Origin of the sequence: Micromonospora chokoriensis, from assembly GCF_900091505.1 — a bacterium.
GTDB lineage: Bacteria > Actinomycetota > Actinomycetes > Mycobacteriales > Micromonosporaceae > Micromonospora > Micromonospora chokoriensis.
Map to the genome: position 1 here is coordinate 631,187 of NZ_LT607409.1, position 19,650 is coordinate 650,836.

The window sequence follows — 19,650 nt, forward strand, 5'->3', positions numbered from 1 at the left end:
TCGAGCGCGGTCACCGACCGCGAACGGCCGGGCCGACCGGCACGATCGCCGGAGGTCGCGACGCTCAGGTCCAGCGGAGGATGTTCCTGCGCCAGGCGTAGAGGATGCCGAGCGCGAGCACCGCCACGAACACCGCCATCTCCACCACCGTCACCAGACCGAAGCCCGGCCGGTCGAAGACCACCGCCCAGGGGAAGAGGAACACCGCCTCGACCGCGAACAGCACGTACAGGTAGGCGTAGACGTAGTAGCGGATCTGCATCTGCGCCCAGTCCGCACCGACCGGGTCGAGCCCGCACTCGTAGCTGGCCCGCTTGCCGGGCGGGTCGGCCGGACGGGCAGGACGTAACACCCGGTTGGCCGAGAACGCCGTAACGAAGAACAGGACGCTGGCGAGCAGCAAGAGCCCGAGCGTCGCGTACGAGCCCAGGTATCCGGTCACAGTTCGGGAGCCTACCGCCCGGCCGGAAGTGCCGTCCCGAACACGTTACGGATTTGTTTCCAGATGGGACTAGTGCACCGAGGCAACTGTTACCGAATACTGGACCCCCACCCATGGCACCGGAGGACAGATGGCCCGCCTGAAGGCATCGCCCGGTCTCCGGGCCGAGGGGCGGCGTACCGCACCCTGGCTGGCGACCGCGCTCGCGCTCGGCCTGCTCACGGCGCTCGCCGTGGGGCCGGCCTGGGCCAACGCGGCGACGCCGGACCCGACGGTGACCACCGGTCCGGTCAGCGAACCCGAGGCCACCACGTCCGAGGAGCCACCCCCGACCGAGGGGCCGACCGATCCGGTGCCGACCGAACCGGCGCCCGAGACCACCGCTCCCGCTCCGGAGACGACCCCACCGGCACCGGCGACCACCGCCCCTGACCTGCCGCCGGCACCGACCACCGCAGCGCCCGCTCCGGGCGGACCGACCACGGGGGCGCCTCCCGTGCCGTCGGCGCCTCCGGTCCGCCCGCCCGCCTCCGGTCCGGTGCCGCCGCCGAGTCCACTGGGCGTCCAGGTCACCACCCAGGACGTCGCCCTGCGCGAGGCGTACTGGAACACGGCGAGCACTGCCACCACGTTGCAGGTCACCGTCCACAACACCGGCACGACGACGGAGCGGATCCGCCTCTCGTACCGGCTGCCGGCCGGGCTCTCCGACGCCGGGACGAAGGGCTGCGCCGCCGCCGGCGCCGGCACGTACGGCTGTGGGGCCTGGACAGCCGAGGCGGGCGCGCGCTTCAGCGCGCTGATCCGCCTGCGTGTCGACGGCGACGCGTGGAGGCGGATGCCGCTCGCCGGCTCGGTCCAGGTCGTCGCCGACGCGCCGGGGCGACCCGGGGAGGCGTCCGACGACCAGGGCTTCGCCGTGCTCTTCCCGCCCGGTCCACCGGTGCCCGGGATCGCCCTCGCGGCCGACGAGGTGACGTTCGACATCAGCGGTGCCGCCAGCACCCTCGCGCTCCGGTTGGGCAACACCGGGTCGGTGGACGCCGCCGGCCGGGTGGAGGTCGTCCTGCCGGCCGGGGTGACGGTGCCGACTCCACCGGACGGCTGCGTGGTGGTCGACCCGACCCGGACCCGCTGCGACGCGGGCGTGGTGGCGGCGGGCCGGACCGCCGAGGTGCGGTTGCCGGTCGAGGCGACGCCGGAGGCCCAGCGGGAAGCACCGTTGTCGGGCGCGGTGATCGGTCAACTCGACCCGCGCAGTGGAGCCACCCGCCAGGTGCAGATGAGCTTCCGGATCACCGCGGCGGCCGCGCTGGCCACACCGGTGGTCTCGCCGCCCGCGCCGACCGGCTCCCAGGGCGTACTCCCGGGGGGTGCCGCCGGCGACGGTGGCGGGACGACCCCGGTGCAGCGCACCGCGATCATCCTGATCGTGGTCTCGGCGCTGCTGGTGGTGCTCGCCCTCACGCTGGCCACCACCCTGCTGCGTCGCCGGCTCAACGGGCCGGTGCCCGACCCGGCCGACTGACCGACGGGGGTGGCCCCGGCCGAGCGGGACGGGGCCGCCGGAGCGATCCGGTGGTGATCTGAATTACGGCGGCCGGGGCGTAAGCCCGCAAATTGGGTCAATACTCCATCGAGTCTGATCCCAGTCGGCGGACCTCCGGGGATTGTTAGGGCTCCCTTAGAAGTAGGCTCTGAGGTGAGGTACGACAACGGCCGGACCAGCCTGGGGCGGTGCGGTGAGACGTTGCGTCGAGGAGGTTCCGTGGCCGGGCAAGGCGAGAGCCCCGCAGTCGCGAACGAAGGTGGCACAGTGACCAAGCAGATCCGTCAACTCGACCGCGTGGTCATCCGGTTCGCCGGTGACTCCGGCGACGGCATGCAGTTGACCGGCGACCGGTTCACCTCGGAGACGGCGCAGCTCGGCAACGACATCTCCACACTGCCAAACTTCCCCGCCGAGATCCGTGCCCCCGCCGGCACCCTGCCCGGTGTGTCGAGCTTCCAGGTGCACTTCGCCGACTACGACATCCTCACCCCGGGCGACGCGCCCAACGTGCTGGTGGCGATGAACCCGGCGGCCCTCAAGGCCAACCTGGCCGACCTTCCGCGCGGCGCGGACATCATCGTCAACACCGACGAGTTCACCAAGCGCAACCTCGCCAAGGTCGGCTACCAGACCAGTCCTCTGGACGACGAGTCGCTCGCCGGCTACGTCGTGCACCCGGTGGCGCTGACCTCGATGACCGTCGGTGCGCTCGCCGCGTTCGAGGTGTCCAAGAAGGACGCCGAGCGGTCGAAGAACATGTTCGCCCTCGGGTTGCTCTCCTGGATGTACTCCCGGCCCTACGAGTCGACGCTGCGCTTCCTGGAGCGCAAGTTCGCGTCCCGTCCGGAGCTGGTCGCGGCGAACGTCGCCGCCTTCAAGGCCGGTTGGAACTTCGGCGAGACCACCGAGGACTTCGCGGTCCGCTACGAGGTCAAGCCGGCCAAGATGAAGCCGGGCAACTACCGCAACATCACCGGCAACGCGGCGCTGTCGTTGGGGCTGGTCGCCGCCGGCGTCCGGTCCGGGCTGCCGGTCTTCCTGGGCGCTTACCCGATCACGCCCGCGTCGGACATCCTGCACGAGCTGAGCAAGCACAAGCGTTTCGGTGTCCTCACCATGCAGGCCGAGGACGAGATCGCCGCTGTCGGCGCGGCGCTGGGAGCGTCGTACGGCGGTTCGCTCGGCGTGACCACCACCAGCGGCCCCGGCGTGGCCCTCAAGAGCGAGACGATCTCGCTGGCGGTCGCGTTGGAGCTGCCGCTGGTGATCGTGGACGTGCAGCGCGCCGGCCCGTCGACCGGCATGCCGACCAAGACCGAGCAGGCCGACCTCAACATGGCGCTGTTCGGTCGGCACGGCGAGGCGCCGGTAGCGGTCATCGCGCCCCGCTCACCGTCGGACTGCTTCTTCGCGGCGCTAGAGGCGGCCCGGATCGCTCTGACCTACCGCACGCCGGTGATCCTGCTGTCCGACAACTACGTCGCCAACGGCTCGGAGCCGTGGCTGCTGCCCGACGTGGAGTCGCTGCCCGACCTACGGGTCGAGTTCGCCACCAGGCCCAACGGCGAGGACGGCACCACCTTCCTGCCCTACCTGCGCGATCCGGAGACCCTGGCCCGCCCCTGGGCGATCCCCGGCACCCCCGGGCTGGAACACCGCATCGGCGGTCTGGAGAAGGCCGACAAGACCGGGGACATCTCCTACGACCCGGCCAACCACGACTTCATGGTGCGCACCCGCGCCGCCCGGATCGAGACGATCCCGGTGCCCGACATCGAGGTGGAGGACCCGGACGGCGACGCCCGGGTGCTGGTCCTCGGGTGGGGCTCCACGTACGGGCCGATCGGCGCCGCCTGCCGCGGAGTACGCCAGCGCGGGCTGTCCGTCGCCCAGGCGCACCTGCGGCACCTGGCCCCGATGCCGGCCAACCTCGGTGAGGTGCTGCGCTCGTACGACAAGGTGGTCATCCCGGAGATGAACCTGGGTCAGCTCGCCCACGTCATCCGGGCCCGCTACCTGGTCGACGCGATCAGCTACAACCAGGTCCGCGGTCTTCCGTTCACGGCCGCCGAGCTGGAGACGACGCTGGAAGAGGTCCTGAAGAATGTCTGAGCCCGTCGCCCTCAAGCTCACCGCCAAGGACTTCAAGTCCGACCAGGAGGTGCGCTGGTGCCCCGGCTGCGGTGACTACGCGATCCTGGCGGCCATCCAGCAGTTCATGCCGGAGCTGAACATCCCCCGGGAGCGCACCGTCTTCGTATCGGGGATCGGCTGCTCGTCCCGCTTCCCGTACTACATGAACACCTACGGGATGCACTCGATCCACGGGCGGGCCCCGGCGATCGCGACCGGCCTGTCGGTGTCCCGGCCGGACCTGTCGGTCTGGGTGGTCACCGGCGACGGTGACGCGCTCTCCATCGGCGGCAACCACCTGATCCACGCCCTGCGGCGCAACGTCAACCTCAAGATCCTGCTGTTCAACAACCGGATCTACGGTCTGACCAAGGGTCAGTATTCTCCCACCTCCGAGGTCGGCAAGATCACCAAGTCGACCCCGGCCGGGTCGGCGGACGCGCCGTTCAACCCGCTCTCGCTCGCTCTCGGCGCGGAGGCCAGCTTCGTCGGCCGGACCATCGACTCCGACCGCAAGCACCTGCAGTCGGTGCTGCGGGCCGCCGCCGAGCACGAGGGTTCGGCGTTCGTGGAGATCTACCAGAACTGCAACATCTTCAACGACGGGGCGTTCGACCAGCTCAAGGACCCGTCCACCCGGGACGACTACCTGATCCGCCTGGAGCACGGGCAGCCGATCACCTTCGGCGCCGACGGGCGGTTCTGCGTGGTGCACCCGCCGGGCGGTTTCGGCCTGGAGGTCCGGGAGACCAGCTCGGTCAGCCCGGAGGAGATCGTCGTGCACGACGCGACGGTGACCGACCCGGCGTACGCGTTCGCGCTGTCCCGGCTGCCCGGCCTGGACCTGCGCAACACCCCGATCGGGGTGTTCCGCTCGGTGGACCGGCCGTCCTACGACAGCGTGGTGCAGGGTCAGCTCGCGGCGGCCAAGGCGGCCGTCACCGAGACACCCGAGCAGCAGCTCGCCGGCCTGCTGGGCAGCGGCGACACCTGGACGATCCTCTGATCAGCCGTTCCTGACGAGAGCGGCCGTCCCCGGTCCGGGGGCGGCCGCTCTCGTCATACCAGTGCGGAGTCAGCGCTGGGCGGAGGCCGGCAGCCAGAGGTTGTCGATCTCCTTCTCGGCCGCCGCGAGGCTCGCCTCGTGCAGCGGGATCAGCTCGGCCATCGCCGGCACCGACGGTGCCAGGGTCAGCTCGGCGCTGATGAACCGCGGCTGCAGGCCGGTCATCGACAGGCCGTGCGGAAGCCATGGCTCGGCGTGGTCCCAGCCGTTTCGTGGGGTGCCCTCGCCGTAGCCGCCACCTCGGGTGGCCAGCACCACGAACTCGCGGTCGCCGAGCAGGCCCTGCTGGGTCGTCGGGTCGTAGGCCAGCCCGGGCACGATCAGGTGGTCGACCCAGGACTTGACGCTGCTGGGCGCGCCGAAGTTGTAGAGCGGCAGGCCGAGCAGCACCACGTCGGCCTGCTTGACCTCGTCGACCAGCCGCGCGCTGAGCTCCCAGGACTCGCGCTGCGCCGGGCTGTGCTGGTCCGGGGGCGTCATCCGGGCCAGGCCACCATCCGCGTCCAGGTGCGGCAGCGGGTCCTTGCCCAGATCTCGGTAGGCCACGGTGCCGTCCGGGTGAGCCGCGCGCCAGTTGGCGACGGCGCGGGCGGTGAGCTTCCGGCTGACCGACCAGTCACCCCGAATACTTGAGTCGATATGCAGCAGATGCATTATTCTTCCTCCAAGGATCGTATGTGCAGCACCAACTATTTATAGCAGGCCGATGTTCCTGAGAGTCGGTAGACTGGGTCACATGTCCGCGCAGCCGCTCGACACCTCGGAGCACCGCTCGGGCGCACTCCTGGACCACCTGGCCCGGCGCATGCGGCTGCGGTCGGAGTCGGTGCTGGCGCCGCTGGGGCTCCGCCCCCGGCACCTGGTCGCGCTCACCGTGCTGCGCGCCGGCGGCGGCACCGGTCAACAGGCGCTCGCCACCATCCTGGAAATGGACAGCACCAACATCGTCGGGCTGCTCAACGACCTGGAGGCGAAGCAGCTGATCGAGCGGCGCCGCTCACCCGAGGACCGCCGCCGACATGTCGTCGAGCTCACCGAAGACGGTGCGAAACGCCTCAGCGAGGCGGAATGCGCCCTCGCCGGCGCCGAGGACGAGGTGCTGGGGGCGCTGGGCCCCGACGAACGGGAGACGCTCTACGAGCTGCTCAGTCGGGCTTCCGCCGGCACGACCGTCAACTGCACCGAGACGATCTGCGCCGGGGACGAATCGCTCTGACCGCAGGCCGTCAAGGCCACCGCGACGCCAGAGCGGCGGATGACGATCAGGCGGTCGTGGCCGACTGGGGGCGGTCGTCGCGTACGTGCACCAGCATGTCGCCCGTCTCGATCACCGCACCCGCGCGATCGGCCAGGGTGACCACCTTGCCCCGGCGCACCAGGGCGATCACCAGTGAGTCCAGCTCACGAGGCGAGCGGCCCACCTCGTCCCGCTCCGCCGAGCGCATCGCCAGCGCCATGCCCTGCCCGGGCGTGAGCAGGTCCTCCACCACGTCGATCAGCGGCGGAGCCGAGGTGGACAGGCCGAGCAGCCGCCCCGCTGTCGCCGAGGAGACGATCACGTGGTGCGCGCCGCTCTGCTTGAGCAGCGGGGCGTTCTCCGCCTCCCGCGCCGCCGCGATGATCCGGACCTGCCCGGCCGTGAGCTGCCGGACCGTCAACGCGACCAGGACCGACGCGTCGTCACTGTCGGTCGCGATGATCACGGCCTTCGCGGTCTTGACGTGCGCCTCGTTCAACACCGACGACCGGGTCGCCGAACCCTCGATGGCCACCAGCCCGGCGGAGGTCGCCTGCCGCAACGCTGTGGCGCTGCGCTCCACCACCACGATCCGGGAGCGGTCCAGACCGTTCTCCATCAGGGCGGACACCGCGCTGCGCCCCTTGGTGCCGTAGCCGCAGATGATGACGTGGTCCTTCACGGCTCTCCTCCACCGCGACAGGCGACGGCCGGTCCGGTACTGCTCGGTCAAGACTTCCAGGGTGGTGCCGACCAGGATGATCAGGAAGATCACTCGGGCCGGGGTGATGAAGAGGACGTTCACCAGCCGAGCCGACGGCGTCGCCGGGGTGATGTCCCCGTAACCGGTGGTCGAGAGCGACACGACCGCGTAGTAGAAGCAGTCGAGCAGGGTAAGGCCGTCCTCGTTGACGTCGCGGTAGCCGTCCCGGCCCAGGTAGACCGCGGCGACCACGGCCAGGACCAGGCCCAGGGCGGCGGCGAGCCGCAGGCTCAGCGCGCTCAGTGGGCCCCGACGTTGCGCGGGGAAATGGATCACCGTCGAACCTGCTCCCCCGCCGTCGCCTGCACGCCCACAACATAGCCGGTACGACGCCAGCCGCACGTCCGGGTTGCGTCGGACGAAACAGCGCGGTCCCGCACGGGTCGGCCCGGACGGCCGGGGACAGGCATGATGAGGGTGTTCCCGACGACGACCGCGAAAGTGAGGCCGCCATGTCGTTGCTGCGACGAGTCATCGGCGGAGTGTTGCGCCGACTACGTCAGAGCCAGGGCCGCACGCTGCGCGAGGTCGCCGCCGTCGCCGGGGTCTCGGTGCCCTACCTGTCCGAGGTCGAACGCGGACGCAAGGAGGCCTCGTCGGAGGTCCTGGCGGCGATCTGCCGGGCGCTCGGCATCCAACTCTCCGACCTGCTCGAAGCGGCCCGCGACGACCTGCGCCGGGTCGAACGGCGCATCCCCGCAGCACCCCGGGCCGCCCTGGCCCGGCTGGAACAGGTGCCCGCCTCACGCAACGAGACCAGGCCCGCACCCCGCATCGGCTTTCAGCCCGGTGGGGCGACGCCACCCGTGGCCGCCGTCGGGGCACCCGCACGACAGCCGGTCGGGCCGGCGCTCCGGCTGGGCGGGCCGATCCTGCACGTCGGCGGTCCAGCCGACCCCATCGGGTCGACCGTCTCAGGAGCGGGGCTGCGAGTTCGACTGATCGCCTCCGCACCGGCCGGGCGCCCCGGTCCGCGTACCTCCAAGATGCTGGCCTGCCGCCGGGCCCGGACGGGCCTGCGGCGGCTGACCCGGGCGTAGGCCGGCCGGGGTTCTGCCCTGGGCCGATCTGCCGCCGGCAGAATGCCTGGGCCGCGACCGCCGCCGCGCGCACGCTGGAGGAGCCGGTTCCCCGGGCGGTCCCGTCGCCCGCCGGCACGGTGGAGGGTGGCGGCACATGATCTGGTACGACACGACCATGCGCGACGGCGGGCAGCCGTCCTTCGGCGATCAGGTGTTCGAGCGGCTGCTGCGGGAGCGGATCGTCTTCCTCGGCACCGAGGTGACGGAGGAGTCCGCCAACCAGATCTGCGCGCAGATCCTGCTGCTCGCCGCCGAGGACGCCGATTCGGACATTTACCTCTACATCAACTCGCCGGGTGGTTCGGTGAGCGCGGGGATGGCGGTCTACGACACGATGCGCTACGTCCGCAACGACGTGGCCACGCTGGCGCTCGGGTTCGCCGGCTCGATGGGGCAGTTCCTGCTCTGCGCGGGCGCGGCGGGCAAGCGGTACGCGCTGCCGCACTCGCGGATCATGATGCACCAGCCCTCCGGGGGGATGGGCGGTACCGCTTCGGACATCACCATCCAGGCGGAGAACATGCTGCACGTGAAGCGGACGATGCAGGAGTTGATCGCCCAACACAGTGGACGGACCCTCGACGAGATCCAGCGCGCCTGGGACCGGGACCGGTGGTTCACCGCCGAGGAGGCGCGGGAATACGGTCTGGTCGACCATGTGCTCAGCCGAGCCGACCAGTTGACGACCGTCTGATGCCGGCATATTCGCCCTGGCCACCGCGGGGCGGCAGCTGCCGCCGCCAGCACGGACGGCGGAATGCGCGCCGGCCACGAGTCCACCGCCAAACTGGCGAAGGACGCGAAGGCGATCCCGTTCGAGGCGACCGTCGACGCCGACGGCCGGCTGACCGCACGCTCCTAAACGATCGCCACGAAGACCCTCGGGGACCTCGTCAGCGAGATGCGGATGAGCGACTTCGCAAGCCCGTCACGGTGGAGGCACCACCGGCCGGCGAGACCGCGGCCGAGGACATGTACACGTTCCTCTGACGCGCCGGCACGTCCCCGGCGTCACCTGTCGAGCGTGGGCTGCGGAACCCCCGCAGCCCACGCTGTGTCACAGGTCACAGCGCCCCTCGTAACATCGCACCGCCCCGCCCCGTCCTTGAGGCAGACAGCCACAAGGGAGGGCACATGTTCGCCACGTACGTCACCGTCACGATCCTCGCCTCGGTCTTCACCGGCATCGCCGCCGTCACCTACCTGATGGGCCACGACTACCCGAAGGCCCAGGCGGACATGAAGCGGCTGCCGCACTCCTGGTTACCGAGGTTGGGCGCGACGCTGGCCGCCGGCTCCCTGGGACTGCTGGCCGGGTTCGCCGTTCCACTGCTCGGCACACTCGCCGCCGCCGGTCTCGTCCTGTACTTCGTCGGCGCGCTCGTCGCACACCTGAGGGTCGGCTCCCGCAAACTCGTGGGATGGGCGGTCTTCTTCGTCACGTCGATCGCTGCGCTGGCGGTGAACCTCGCCCACCACTGGTGACCGGCTCAGACGGCTGCGCGACGCCTGGACTCCTACCCGCCGGAAGGACCCCCGGTCAGGCCACCACCGCCGACGGAACAGGCGCCGTCCGTACGCTGGGCGGGTGATCGACATCTGGCGCACCGTGGCGGGCATTCTTTCCGTGGCCGCACTGTCGGTGTCACTGGCCGGCTGCTCCACGCCGTTCAGCTGCCCGGAGCCGACGGTGACAGTCGACGCGTCCGTGCACATCGAGACCACGCCGATCGAGCCGGAACTACAGCCGTTGGGTCAGGTCCTGGAGGTCCACTGGTGGGAGTGGACGGAAAGCGGCGGCTGCGACTTCAGCGTCGGTGACCTATTGCTGCTGCGGGAGGGAGTGGTCAAGGTGGCGCCGGCCGACGTCGCCAGGCTGACCGAACTCACGACGGCCCTGGCCGTGGAGATCCCCGACGATGTCGCGCCACACCCACGGCTGTCGTCCTGGCTGCCCGCCGACCCGAAGTGGCGGGGCGGGACCGGGCTGGACTGGAGCGACGGCGAGGAGGCACGTCCGTGTCGGTCTCATACCTGCTCGACTCCGCGAGCGGCGTCGTCTACTTCCGGTCGGACGCCGACTACGACCCGGCGTCGAGTCCGACCGCCTCGCCCGCGCGACGATGACGGCGGGCCTCGCCGACCTGCGGTTCGCACAGCTGTTCGCATAGGGCGGAAGGCGTATCGCCGGCTCGAAGGACGTTCTGGGTGCCCCCGGCAGGATTCGAACCTGCGACACACGGTTTAGGAAGGGTATAGCCCTTACTGGAACACCCCTCGTCTTAGCAGGGGGTACACCCGACGGTCCACCAGCGGCACGCTTGATCGTTCCGCGTATTTTCCGGATCTTGATTACCTCCGCCCTCCGGCTGGCAGAAACCTCGAATGGTGACTGAACCATCCGACCGCGCAGCGCCGAAGCCAGTGTCCAGCCGGGATCTCGCCGTGCCGATCGGCGTCATAACGCTGCTTGATGGTGAGCTGGGCTGGCGAGGTGTCCAGCACGGCTGCCATCGTCGCCGCCCGTTGCTGTCACTGCCGTCAAGAGCATCTATCCGCGACACACCCCGATATCGACGGTCCTGCAGACCTGCAGCAGCCTGAGGGGCCACACGGCCGTCAACGTTTGTGTATGTTTGCGCTACCGGCCGGCAACACCCTGTAAGTGGCACAAAGCAACTCTGCGTTGCAGATAGCCGAAGTGCTGACATGGATGCGGCTGCAGGATGCACCCTGCAGCCGCGCGTCCCCATCCAGAACGGAGATTCCATGAGGACTGCACCATCCTACCGCCCCACCTGGGCCGTCACACTACTCTCACTGCTAGCGCTTGTCGCTGCGATGCTGGCAGCCCCGAATGCGGCTTCAGCGAACGCGACGGGCAAGCAGTGCTACAAGGTAGGCGATGCGCAGTACACAGAGTTTCGCTCGGTGGTCAAGCAACTGAAGGCAGAGGGGAAGCTGAGCGCCACCGACGCGGCGACCCTGGAGTGCGACCCTCGCCGCGCCAACGAGCGCATCACCTACAAGGTCAGTAGTGAGCCGGTCATGGGCACCTTGGCGTCCGGTTGCAGGTCCAGCGCGAACTGGATTATCAGTTTCAGCATCTGGGGCGCAGAGGCAGGCAAGCACAACCAAAGCCTTAGCTGGTGCTGGAACAACACCACCAAGAAGGTCTCAGATTGGGGCGGACCATGTGGTGGATCCACCACTGCTTGGGGGACCGCCAACGCCTGGAATTGGGAAGGCTGCTCACAGAACGATTTCATCCCGTACACTCTGGGTGGTTCGTACCCCGGCGGCATTCACCACAAGACACAGGGCAGGTTCACGAACAGCGTCCCGTATACGCCAGCGGTCTTCTTGAACCTCGAAATCTGGGGTCACTACGACGGCGGCTGTGACACCAGGTACAACAGCACCACGCGCAATTACTGCTAGCTCCAACCTCCGGCCAGGGCTGGGCGGCTCCCAGCCCTGGCCGGACTTTGATCGGGAGGTCCTGTAATGCTAGGTCGCATCTCGCGCCGGGGTCTGACGATCGCATTAATTGCCTTTGCTGGAGTGGCCGCGCTCTTAGTGGCCAGCACTAGACCCACGTCTACCGCCGTTTATCGAACGGGCCAGACCGGGGAAGCTTTAGAGCAATCCATTACTAGCCCCTTGAATCTAGCATTGATAGCATGGTCGGTAACCGTGGCCATTCTTGCCGCATGGGCAACGATCGCCTACTTGCGCGGAAGCGCAAAGGCTACCCAGCGGGTCCTTCTGATCGCCGGCATCATGGGCCTGATCCCTGCGATCCTGCCAGGAATTAGCGCATTAGTCGCGCGTGCCTTCATCATTCGAGAGAAGTGAATCGAACGGACGGCTACCAGCGCCTCCCGTCTGCCATCGACCCGCCCCTTGGGGAGCGGGCCGCCGCCCGGCCCGCCACGTCAAGCGGACCTTGACGCCCGGTCGGACGCTGGCGGGTCGGGCGGTGGTCTGCTCGGCTTGCCCGGGTCGATGGGAGGCGGGATGGGCCTACCTCAACCACCCACCGACCGTGACGCGCCGACGGAGCGCCGGCCATCCTGGAGCCGGAGCGCCCCCGCCGGAGGCGCCCTAACCGCACCCCCGTGACCGCCGCCAGCTCGCCGGCGTGGCCGGCGTGCGCTCCCCTACGCCGCGCGGGCTCGTGGCCGCGCGGCCCGGCCGGCTGCCGGCCCACCACACCACCGGTCAACCGCCCTTTCATTCTACGGCGGCCCCTTGGGCTTCCGCTCTCCGCGCCAGCCGTCGGGCGTGTCGCGTGGCCGGAGTCGGAGCGCCAGCGGAGCGACGGACGCGCGCCCAGGCGGCGGCGCGTGCGGCCCGTTCAGGGCCGCCTTGAAGACGTACAGAAACTTTGCACAACATCGCCGGCAGTCCGGCTGTCCGGTATCGGGACCTGCGTGACACATCGGTATCAGGACCTGCGTGACACTCCGCCAAGTGTTGGTGGAGATGAGCGTGATGGAACAGCGGTATCGAGCGGTCCAAGACGTGCTGGCCGGATCCTCGGTCACGGACGTCGCGGAACGCTTCGGAGTCTCCCGGCAAGCCGTGCATCGCTGGCTGGCCTGGTATCAGGAAGAGGGTTTGGAAGGGCTGGCCGATCGCTCCAGCCGGCCGCGCTCCTCACCTGGCCAGACTTCTACTGAGGTGGAGGCGCTCATCTGTGAGCTGCGTCGGAACCACCCACGATGGGGCGCCCGTCGCCTCGTCTATGAACTTGGCCGACGCGACTGCCCCGGCTCGATCCCGTCTCGGATCACCGTGCATCGGGTGCTGATCCGACACGGCCTGATCGACCCGACACCCCGCCGCCGGCGACGGGAGGACTACCGGCGGTGGGAACGTGGCCGACCAATGGAGCTGTGGCAGCTGGACATCGTCGGTGGCATCCAGCTGGCTGACGGTGGTGAGGCGAAGGTCGTCACCGGCGTCGACGACCACTCCAGGTTCTGTGTCATCGCCGCCGTCGTCCGCCGGGCCACCGGCCGAGCCGTCTGCATCGCCTTCGCCGAGGCCCTGCATCGGTTCGGGGTGCCCGAGGAGGTCCTCACGGACAACGGCAAGCAGTTCACCGCCCGGTTCGGCCGCGGTGGCGGGGAGGTGATGTTCGACCGGATCTGCCGGGAGAACGGCATCACCCACCGGCTGACCAAACCCCGCTCACCTACCACTACCGGCAAGGTCGAGCGGTTCCACCAGACCCTGCAACGCGAACTCCTCGACGACGTCGAAGTCTGGGCCGACCCGGAAGAGGCTCAAGCGGCCATCGATGTGTTCCGGCACGAATACAACACCGAACGACCACACCAGTCCCTCGGGATGGCGTTCCCGACCAACCGATTCACCGCCCAGTCCACCGAGAAGCAGATCCCACTGCGGCTGCCGCCAACGCTGGACACCACCATCCCCGCACCCCGAAAGCCGCTGCTAGCGCCACCGCCGGTGCCTCCGTCAGCCGCCGTGTCGGCCACCGTCGCAGCAGCATCATCGGCAACCGGCGACGACGTCGGCCTGGCCGTGGAGGTCACCCGCCTCGTTCCCGCCTCGGGCAACCTCACCATCTGCGGGCAACAGTTCTGGCTCAGCCCCACCCGCGCCGGACTCCCGGTCACCCTCTGGGCCGACACCACCGTCGTTCACCTGCTCATCGACGGCGTCCGGCTCAAGACCGTGCCGTCCCGGCTCACCCCCACCCACCTGCGCCAACTCCTCGCCGACGACGCCCAACCCGCCGGGCCACCACCGATCACCACCGGCCCCGTCCAGGCCGGCGCCCCCATCGAGGTCGAACGCCTCGTCAACGCCACCGGCCTGATCAGCCTCGCCGGACGGCAACACCCTGTCGGCTACCACTTCGCCGGCAGGCGCGTCACCGTCCGACTCGACCGCGGCCTCCTGCAGATCGCCGCCGACGGCGTCCTGCTGCGCAACCTGCCCAACCCCCTCACCGCAGCCGAGGCCGCCAGCATCCGCGACGCCCGCCCCGCCGGACCGCCACCCACCCCCAGCCCCGAACCCGTGCGGGTCGAACGCCGCGTCAGCTGCCGAGGAGCCCTCGTCATCGCTGGTCAACGGATCCACGTCGGCAATGCCCACGCCGGTCGAACGCTCGTGGTCGAAGCCGCCGACACCACTTTCCGCATCCTCGATGGTGACCAGGTCGTGGCCGAGGTGCCTCGCACGACTACCAAGTCGATCGCTCGTTTCAAAGCCCGGAAACCGGAGCCACCACGTTCAAAGAGGCCATCAACGCCACCGGCAAAAGCAACCGTAGGCTGACAGCACCGAACCAGGATGAGGAACATGTGGGACGTCGAGGACATTCGAGCCCGGCTCGCAGCTATGCGCGCTGAAGACCGCGAACTCCAACGCTTCGGGGCGCGGCACCATCGATACCGCTTCGGCCCCACTCTCAGCGAAGCCGACCTGGCCGCGTTCGAGGGCCGCCACCACATCACGTTGCCAGACACCTACCGCAGCTTTCTGCGGGAGGTCGGAAACGGCGGCGCGGGCCCTTACTACGGGCTATTCCCCCTTGACGGCGAGGGCCTGAGCGACCAGGACCGAGAGGAACGTCTCCGGCCCGGTTACCTAGCCACCCCCTTCCCGCACACGCAGGCATGGAACCCCGCCTACCACGTGCCAGAACCGGGCGTCCCCGGCCCAGGCAACATGATGACCGAAGACGAGTACTTCGACGAGCGATGGACCGCTGGCTCTCTGGTCATCGCCGAATTCGGCTGCGGCGCCTTCCACCGCCTGATCGTCACGGGGGCAACCCGAGGCCAGGTCTGGTTCGACGACCGAGCCGCCGACGGCGGCCTCACCCCCGAGGCTGACTTTCCCGACTGGTACCAAGACTGGCTACACAATCCCAGGTAACCCAGTGGCGGCAGCCCAACCCAGGCCAAGCAAACAGAACTAGATCGTCTAGCCGGACGTGTCACCCACGTCCCGAGACTGATCTGTCACGCAGGTCCTGAAACCCGACATCGCCGGCAGTCCGGCCGGCACGTGGACACGGGATGGTGCGCGGACCCGGTGGCTCCGTACCCTGGGAGATATGGCCACCCTCGTCGACACCGCCCGGGAAGTTGCGCGACAACTGCTGGAAGCGCCGCTACCGCGTCGATGGAGTCACGTCCAGGCCGTCGCCGCCAAGGCGGACCGGATCAGCGGAGCAGTCCCGAGCGAGGATCGCGAGGTGCTCGTAGCCTCGGCCTGGCTACACGACGTGGGTTACAGCCCAGACCTGATCGACACCGGCTTCCACTCGCTCGATGGTGGTCGCTGGCTGCGTCGTGAGCGCTTCAATGAGCGGATTGCCGCCCTGGTCGCTCATCACTCTTGCGCCTGGTTGGAAGCCGACGAACGTGGGCTCGGCGAGGTCCTGGCGGCCGAGTTCCCTCGGGAGGAGACCGCGGTAACCGACGCCATCTGCTGCGCCGACATGACGACGGGCCCAGATGGCCAAGACTTCGAGGTGTTGGACCGGCTGGCGGAGATTCGGTCTCGGTATGGGCCGGAGCACCTGGTGACCCGGTTTATCGGCAGGGCGGAGGCGGAGATGGTCGCTGCCGTGCAGCGGACTCAGTTCCGGCTCGCCGGCACTCGTCAGCCGATGTAGGGCTCACGGCGTTCCTCGTAGCCGTGGGTGATGCGGAGCAGGGTCGACGGGTGAACGTCGAGCGCGGCCAGCTCGTCACGGTCAACCCACCGGACTTGGTGTGACTCGTCGCTCGGGGTCGGAGTCCCGCTGATCGATTTGGCGCGGAAGCAGAGCGAGAACTGTTGCCGCACCTCGCCGTCCGAGTACTCGATGACATGACCAGGGTCGGAGTAGACACCGACCATCCCTGTCACCTCGACACTGATGCCGGTCTCCTCGCGGGTCTCTCGGACTGCCGTTTCTGCGACCGACTCGCCGATCTCCTGGCCACCGCCAGGCAGGGACCACAGACCGTTGTCGGTGCGCTGGATGAGCAGCACCCGGCCGTGCTCGTCCCGAACGAAGACAGAGACGGCGACGACGATGCTGTTGGCCTTCGGCGCGTTCGGGTCGTGGTAATGCTCGGTTCTCGCCATGTCTCTAGGCTGCCACCTCGTCGCCTGGCCGAGACTTCGAGGCACCGAGGACCCGGTCGAAGCTGTCGGAGTAGGTGCGGAACAGATCGCCTCCGTTGAGCTTGCGCAGGTGCATCACGGGCGCGTGTGGTGCCGGAAAGCCGAGGACGTGCATGTTCACCAACATCTCGTCATCGAAGCGGTAGATCGAGTTGTACAGCGTCGTGTCGTGGTAGAGCACCTTTACCCCGGGCGCACCATCAAGCCGCTTGTAGTACTGCTGAACCTGCCGGATCTTCGCCGCCATGACACCGGGTGCGCCTTCCTCGACACTCCTCCGCTGAATTGCGTCGCTGGTTGGATCGCCGAGCAGAATATTGACTTCGACCCCGTCAATACCCTTTTGACGCAGAACGTCGATAAGCCTCGGGTCCTGTTCTAGGAGAAACAGTCCAGCGTAGGCGAGCACGTCGATGCGCTCCATGGCGCGTTCGATCAGTCGACGCCACAGGTCGTACGGCACTGATGATCGCCGCGAGTAGAGCTGAACCATCTCGCTCTGCCCGATCTGCGATGCCTTCTCGGGCGTGACCGCGTCGGGCCACAGGTATGGCACGTCTTCCCGCACCATCGCCGCAATCGCATGTCGGTGACGCGGGTAGGGCGTCCGATCTTGCGTGATCCACCGTTCCACGGTCTTCGCGTCGACCCCGACCCTCTCGGCCACGACGACCGGGGTCAGGCCGTTACGCAGGATCGCATCTCGTAGCCGCTCGTTCGGCATCCGACACTCCTCAAGGGACGGCTAGGGACGTGTTTACGGTAAAGCAGACGTCCCTTAGTTGTCTAGCCCATCGGATGGGTCGTCCTCCGGAAAACGGGAGCCTTATCCGCAGAGGCCACGAGCAACAGTCCACCGGGGACTAGCTCAAGAAATGGCCAAGACACAGGAGGTCTGTTGTGAAGCTGTACGTGGACACCACGAGCAAGCAGGTGACGGCGTCGAAGGACCCGGAGCCGAAGAACGACCAGAACGGCAATCAGAAGTCCGAGAAGAACACGGGCCGGCTCATGTGGTCTACCCAGGTCTTCGTGCTCGACGAGAACGGCGGGGAGGTCATCACCATCACCACGGCGGGAGAGAAGCCGGGCGTGAAGGTGGGCGACTTCCTGGCTGTCGAGCAGTTGGAGGCCATTCCGTGGGCGACCAACGGGCGTAACGGCGTCGCGTTCCGGGCGGTCTCGCTGAAGCCGAAGACTGGTTCTCCGGCCAAGTAGGTCCCTCGCACCGCTGTGCTGTGTGAGCCACTGGTGTCCGTGGCTCGCTGTAGCGGCCTGATGGTCCGCTGAACCAAATCCACATCTCTGATTCGTCCGGGAACGGTTCTGGCTCGCACGTTCCCGGCCGGTGACCACATCAGGTGGTCACAACCCTCAAGGCACGGGGTCGGTACTGGCTCGCATACCTGCCGACCCCGTCTGCCTTTCCAACCTGTCTGCCCTCGTCATAGGGAGTGGTTGTCTCATGCTCGTTTCCGCCATCGTGTTCGCCGTTGTCGCGGCGACCCTCTACGCCGGCCACCAGGTGGCCGATCACGTTCTCGGCCAGTCCGACAAGCAGGCCGCGCACAAGGCCGCCCCGGGTTGGGACGGCTGGCGTCACCTGTTGGGCCACGTGATGGCCTATCACCTCGTGGTGGTGGTCATGCTGGCCATTACCATCGCCGCCCTGGACCTGCCGATCACGGTCCTCGGGCTTGCCGCTGGGCTCGGCTTCTCCGCCGTGTCGCACGCGTTTCTTGACCGGCGGTGGCCGGTGCGTTGGCTGCTCACTCACACGGGAAGCGGCGACTTCGCCGACCGTCAGGCCCCGATCTGCGGGATGTACCTGGCCGATCAGTCCCTGCACGCGGCGTGCCTCTGGGCGTCCGCGCTGCTCATCGCCTGCCTCTAAACCCCTCACTCTGATCAAGGGAGATCCCTGCCATGGGCAAGAAGTATCTGTTCAGCGAGGACACCAACGGTCGTGTCCATGAGGTCAAGGTCGACCCGAAGCACCTGGACAAGCAGCTCCGCGAGGAACGCGCCGCTGGCCGCACCCCGACCGTCCTCGACGAGGACGACCGCATCCGCTTCGGCCTGCTCGGCAAGAAGCTGCGCGACCGCTGACCTCGGTCAGCTCTAGGAAGTTCGAGCGCGGGGCCGGTACTGGCTCGCAACCTGCCGACCCCGCTCTCTCCAACCCATCCAACCCAATCGCTTGGGAGGACGTGTCATGTCCAAGTCTAGCCCTCGCCGCTTCGCTGGCAGGTCAACCGGAACGGTGACGGTCATCGAGGCCAAGGTCCACCGCTCCTCCGCGCGCAACGCCCGCATGGCGTTCATCCTCACGGCGGTCATCGTCGGCATCCTGTCGACCGTGGTGGCCGCTTCCTACATCCACCCGATCCTCGCCGTCTTCATCGGCGCACTGATCGGCATCCCGACCGGCGGCCTCGTCTGGCTGCTCGTCCGGATCTGGCCGGTCATCCGGCTGCTCTGGTGGTGGACCCCGGAAACCATCCTCGGCATCTTGCTGCTCACCGCGTGGGTGCAACTGGCCAACCACACCCCAACCCTGGTGACCCTGCTAGTGGTCGCCCTGGTCGTCGGCGTCCCCGCCGCCATCCGCCCGGCTCGCCGCCAGGTCATCGCCTGGACCTGGTGCCTCGTGGTGAGGCATCGGCTGCGGGTGTGCTTCGCGCAGTTCATCATCGCCAACCAGTCCGGCAGCCTGCCGCTGATCCTGTGGGCACGTCCCACCCCGGTCGGCGAACGCGTCTGGGTCTACCTGCGCCCCGGCCTGTCCGAGAAGGACCTGGAGGGTCGCCTCGACAAGATCGCGGTGACCTGCCACGCCTCCACCGTGCTCATCGAGCGTGCTTCGGAGAACAACGCCGCCTATCTGCGGTTCGACATCAAGCGCCGTGAGGTGCTGACCGCTCACGTCGGTTCCCCGCTGGTCGACGTGATCGACCCGACCGCGCCCGTCTCGGCATCGCCGCTGACGGTCCCCACCGCCCTGGACCTGCCGGACGTTCACATGCCGACGGTCACCCTCCCGGCCCAGGGAAAGCCCGCCGGCAAGAAGCCGGCCGCCACCACGACGGCCAACGGCAGCAAGCCCGCGGCTTCGTCTGCGTCGTCCGTGGAAGACGACGACACCTCCGACTGGATCTGACCTTCACCCATCCCGGGACGCGAGGAGCCATGGCGGCTCGTTCGTGTGGCCC

21 protein-coding genes are annotated in these 19,650 nt (G+C 68.5%); 16 read left to right on the top strand and 5 right to left on the bottom strand.

The window, feature by feature from the left end; translation table 11 throughout:
* Positions 1 to 64 precede the first annotated feature (64 nt).
* Positions 65 to 442, bottom strand: a complete 378-nt coding sequence (gene ndhC / locus GA0070612_RS02930) for an NADH-quinone oxidoreductase subunit A (RefSeq protein WP_088986508.1) — start codon at positions 440 to 442, stop codon at positions 65 to 67.
* A gap of 130 nt (positions 443 to 572) precedes the next feature.
* Here ndhC and GA0070612_RS02935 point away from each other — a divergent pair, with 130 nt between their 5' ends.
* From GA0070612_RS02935 to GA0070612_RS02945, 3 genes are all read left to right on the top strand, one after another.
* Positions 573 to 1,970 (top strand): hypothetical protein, encoded by a 1,398-nt coding sequence (locus GA0070612_RS02935; protein WP_088986509.1) that lies wholly within the window; start codon positions 573 to 575, stop codon positions 1,968 to 1,970.
* Between the two features lie 288 nt (positions 1,971 to 2,258).
* Positions 2,259 to 4,106: a 2-oxoacid:acceptor oxidoreductase subunit alpha gene (locus tag GA0070612_RS02940; protein ID WP_088986510.1), complete on the top strand. Its 1,848-nt coding sequence runs from the start codon at positions 2,259 to 2,261 to the stop codon at positions 4,104 to 4,106.
* Entirely contained in the window at positions 4,099 to 5,133 is a 1,035-nt protein-coding gene (locus GA0070612_RS02945; protein WP_088986511.1) for a 2-oxoacid:ferredoxin oxidoreductase subunit beta, read from the top strand. The genes GA0070612_RS02940 and GA0070612_RS02945 overlap by 8 nt, the downstream gene beginning before the upstream one ends.
* Before the next feature lie 69 nt (positions 5,134 to 5,202).
* Here GA0070612_RS02945 and GA0070612_RS02950 read toward each other — a convergent pair whose 3' ends face one another.
* On the bottom strand, positions 5,203 to 5,847 hold the full coding sequence (locus GA0070612_RS02950) for an FMN-dependent NADH-azoreductase (RefSeq protein ID WP_231924445.1): 645 nt from the start codon (positions 5,845 to 5,847) through the stop codon (positions 5,203 to 5,205).
* Positions 5,848 to 5,929: 82 nt separating this feature from the next.
* Here GA0070612_RS02950 and GA0070612_RS02955 point away from each other — a divergent pair, with 82 nt between their 5' ends.
* Positions 5,930 to 6,409: a MarR family winged helix-turn-helix transcriptional regulator gene (locus tag GA0070612_RS02955; protein ID WP_088986513.1), complete on the top strand. Its 480-nt coding sequence runs from the start codon at positions 5,930 to 5,932 to the stop codon at positions 6,407 to 6,409.
* A 46-nt stretch (positions 6,410 to 6,455) separates the two neighbouring features.
* Here the strand turns inward: GA0070612_RS02955 and GA0070612_RS02960 are convergent, their stop codons facing one another.
* Positions 6,456 to 7,469: a potassium channel family protein gene (locus GA0070612_RS02960; protein ID WP_088986514.1), complete on the bottom strand. Its 1,014-nt coding sequence runs from the start codon at positions 7,467 to 7,469 to the stop codon at positions 6,456 to 6,458.
* 176 nt (positions 7,470 to 7,645) lie between these two features.
* Here GA0070612_RS02960 and GA0070612_RS02965 point away from each other — a divergent pair, with 176 nt between their 5' ends.
* The 8 genes from GA0070612_RS02965 to GA0070612_RS02990 all read left to right on the top strand — a co-directional run bounded on the left by GA0070612_RS02965 (position 7,646) and on the right by GA0070612_RS02990 (position 15,941).
* Complete coding sequence (locus GA0070612_RS02965; protein WP_088986515.1) at positions 7,646 to 8,233, top strand: helix-turn-helix domain-containing protein; 588 nt, start codon at positions 7,646 to 7,648, stop codon at positions 8,231 to 8,233.
* A 136-nt stretch (positions 8,234 to 8,369) separates the two neighbouring features.
* On the top strand, positions 8,370 to 8,969 hold the full coding sequence (locus GA0070612_RS02970; RefSeq protein WP_197699300.1) for a ClpP family protease: 600 nt from the start codon (positions 8,370 to 8,372) through the stop codon (positions 8,967 to 8,969).
* 440 nt (positions 8,970 to 9,409) lie between these two features.
* Positions 9,410 to 9,760 (top strand): DoxX family protein, encoded by a 351-nt coding sequence (locus tag GA0070612_RS02975; protein WP_088986516.1) that lies wholly within the window; start codon positions 9,410 to 9,412, stop codon positions 9,758 to 9,760.
* 1,284 nt (positions 9,761 to 11,044) lie between these two features.
* The gene (locus tag GA0070612_RS31285) at positions 11,045 to 11,716 is read left to right on the top strand and encodes a hypothetical protein (RefSeq protein ID WP_157742407.1); all 672 of its coding nucleotides are present in this window, start codon (positions 11,045 to 11,047) and stop codon (positions 11,714 to 11,716) included.
* A 255-nt stretch (positions 11,717 to 11,971) separates the two neighbouring features.
* A complete protein-coding gene (locus GA0070612_RS31290; protein ID WP_157742408.1) occupies positions 11,972 to 12,133 on the top strand; it encodes a hypothetical protein in 162 nt (53 codons plus the stop codon).
* Positions 12,134 to 12,763: 630 nt separating this feature from the next.
* A complete protein-coding gene (locus tag GA0070612_RS02980; protein WP_197699398.1) occupies positions 12,764 to 14,593 on the top strand; it encodes an IS481 family transposase in 1,830 nt (609 codons plus the stop codon).
* 24 nt (positions 14,594 to 14,617) lie between these two features.
* The gene (locus GA0070612_RS02985; protein ID WP_088986518.1) at positions 14,618 to 15,196 is read left to right on the top strand and encodes an SMI1/KNR4 family protein; all 579 of its coding nucleotides are present in this window, start codon (positions 14,618 to 14,620) and stop codon (positions 15,194 to 15,196) included.
* A 181-nt stretch (positions 15,197 to 15,377) separates the two neighbouring features.
* Positions 15,378 to 15,941 (top strand): HD domain-containing protein, encoded by a 564-nt coding sequence (locus tag GA0070612_RS02990; protein ID WP_088986519.1) that lies wholly within the window; start codon positions 15,378 to 15,380, stop codon positions 15,939 to 15,941.
* Here GA0070612_RS02990 and GA0070612_RS02995 read toward each other — a convergent pair.
* Both GA0070612_RS02995 and GA0070612_RS03000 read right to left on the bottom strand, forming a co-directional pair.
* Positions 15,929 to 16,399 carry an NUDIX hydrolase gene (locus GA0070612_RS02995; protein WP_088986520.1) on the bottom strand — a complete coding sequence of 157 codons (471 nt, stop codon included), beginning with the start codon at positions 16,397 to 16,399 and terminating at the stop codon, positions 15,929 to 15,931. The genes GA0070612_RS02990 and GA0070612_RS02995 overlap by 13 nt on opposite strands.
* 4 nt (positions 16,400 to 16,403) lie before the next feature.
* Positions 16,404 to 17,162, bottom strand: a complete 759-nt coding sequence (locus GA0070612_RS03000; protein WP_088986521.1) for an XRE family transcriptional regulator — start codon at positions 17,160 to 17,162, stop codon at positions 16,404 to 16,406.
* Positions 17,163 to 17,338: 176 nt separating this feature from the next.
* Between GA0070612_RS03000 and GA0070612_RS03005 the strand changes: the two genes are divergently transcribed.
* From GA0070612_RS03005 to GA0070612_RS03020, 4 genes are all read left to right on the top strand, one after another.
* A complete protein-coding gene (locus GA0070612_RS03005) occupies positions 17,339 to 17,656 on the top strand; it encodes a hypothetical protein (RefSeq protein ID WP_088986522.1) in 318 nt (105 codons plus the stop codon).
* 247 nt (positions 17,657 to 17,903) lie between these two features.
* Positions 17,904 to 18,332, top strand: coding sequence for a DUF3307 domain-containing protein (locus GA0070612_RS03010; protein WP_088986523.1), 429 nt, complete (start codon positions 17,904 to 17,906; stop codon positions 18,330 to 18,332).
* A gap of 32 nt (positions 18,333 to 18,364) precedes the next feature.
* Positions 18,365 to 18,547 carry a hypothetical protein gene (locus GA0070612_RS03015; protein WP_088986524.1) on the top strand — a complete coding sequence of 61 codons (183 nt, stop codon included), beginning with the start codon at positions 18,365 to 18,367 and terminating at the stop codon, positions 18,545 to 18,547.
* A gap of 106 nt (positions 18,548 to 18,653) precedes the next feature.
* Complete coding sequence (locus GA0070612_RS03020; RefSeq protein WP_088986525.1) at positions 18,654 to 19,598, top strand: hypothetical protein; 945 nt, start codon at positions 18,654 to 18,656, stop codon at positions 19,596 to 19,598.
* Positions 19,599 to 19,650: the final 52 nt, after the last annotated feature.

Coding starts and splice junctions, on each gene's coding strand:
- GA0070612_RS02935 (WP_088986509.1), top strand. CDS start 573: ATGGCCCGCCTGAAGGCATCGCCCGGTCTCCGGGCCGAGGGGCGGCGT.
- GA0070612_RS02945 (WP_088986511.1), top strand. CDS start 4,099: ATGTCTGAGCCCGTCGCCCTCAAGCTCACCGCCAAGGACTTCAAGTCC.
- GA0070612_RS02950 (WP_231924445.1), bottom strand. CDS start 5,847: ATGCATCTGCTGCATATCGACTCAAGTATTCGGGGTGACTGGTCGGTC.
- GA0070612_RS02955 (WP_088986513.1), top strand. CDS start 5,930: ATGTCCGCGCAGCCGCTCGACACCTCGGAGCACCGCTCGGGCGCACTC.
- GA0070612_RS02965 (WP_088986515.1), top strand. CDS start 7,646: ATGTCGTTGCTGCGACGAGTCATCGGCGGAGTGTTGCGCCGACTACGT.
- GA0070612_RS02970 (WP_197699300.1), top strand. CDS start 8,370: ATGATCTGGTACGACACGACCATGCGCGACGGCGGGCAGCCGTCCTTC.
- GA0070612_RS02975 (WP_088986516.1), top strand. CDS start 9,410: ATGTTCGCCACGTACGTCACCGTCACGATCCTCGCCTCGGTCTTCACC.
- GA0070612_RS31285 (WP_157742407.1), top strand. CDS start 11,045: ATGAGGACTGCACCATCCTACCGCCCCACCTGGGCCGTCACACTACTC.
- GA0070612_RS02980 (WP_197699398.1), top strand. CDS start 12,764: ATGAGCGTGATGGAACAGCGGTATCGAGCGGTCCAAGACGTGCTGGCC.
- GA0070612_RS02985 (WP_088986518.1), top strand. CDS start 14,618: ATGTGGGACGTCGAGGACATTCGAGCCCGGCTCGCAGCTATGCGCGCT.
- GA0070612_RS02990 (WP_088986519.1), top strand. CDS start 15,378: ATGGCCACCCTCGTCGACACCGCCCGGGAAGTTGCGCGACAACTGCTG.
- GA0070612_RS02995 (WP_088986520.1), bottom strand. CDS start 16,399: ATGGCGAGAACCGAGCATTACCACGACCCGAACGCGCCGAAGGCCAAC.
- GA0070612_RS03000 (WP_088986521.1), bottom strand. CDS start 17,162: ATGCCGAACGAGCGGCTACGAGATGCGATCCTGCGTAACGGCCTGACC.
- GA0070612_RS03010 (WP_088986523.1), top strand. CDS start 17,904: ATGCTCGTTTCCGCCATCGTGTTCGCCGTTGTCGCGGCGACCCTCTAC.
- GA0070612_RS03015 (WP_088986524.1), top strand. CDS start 18,365: ATGGGCAAGAAGTATCTGTTCAGCGAGGACACCAACGGTCGTGTCCAT.
- GA0070612_RS03020 (WP_088986525.1), top strand. CDS start 18,654: ATGTCCAAGTCTAGCCCTCGCCGCTTCGCTGGCAGGTCAACCGGAACG.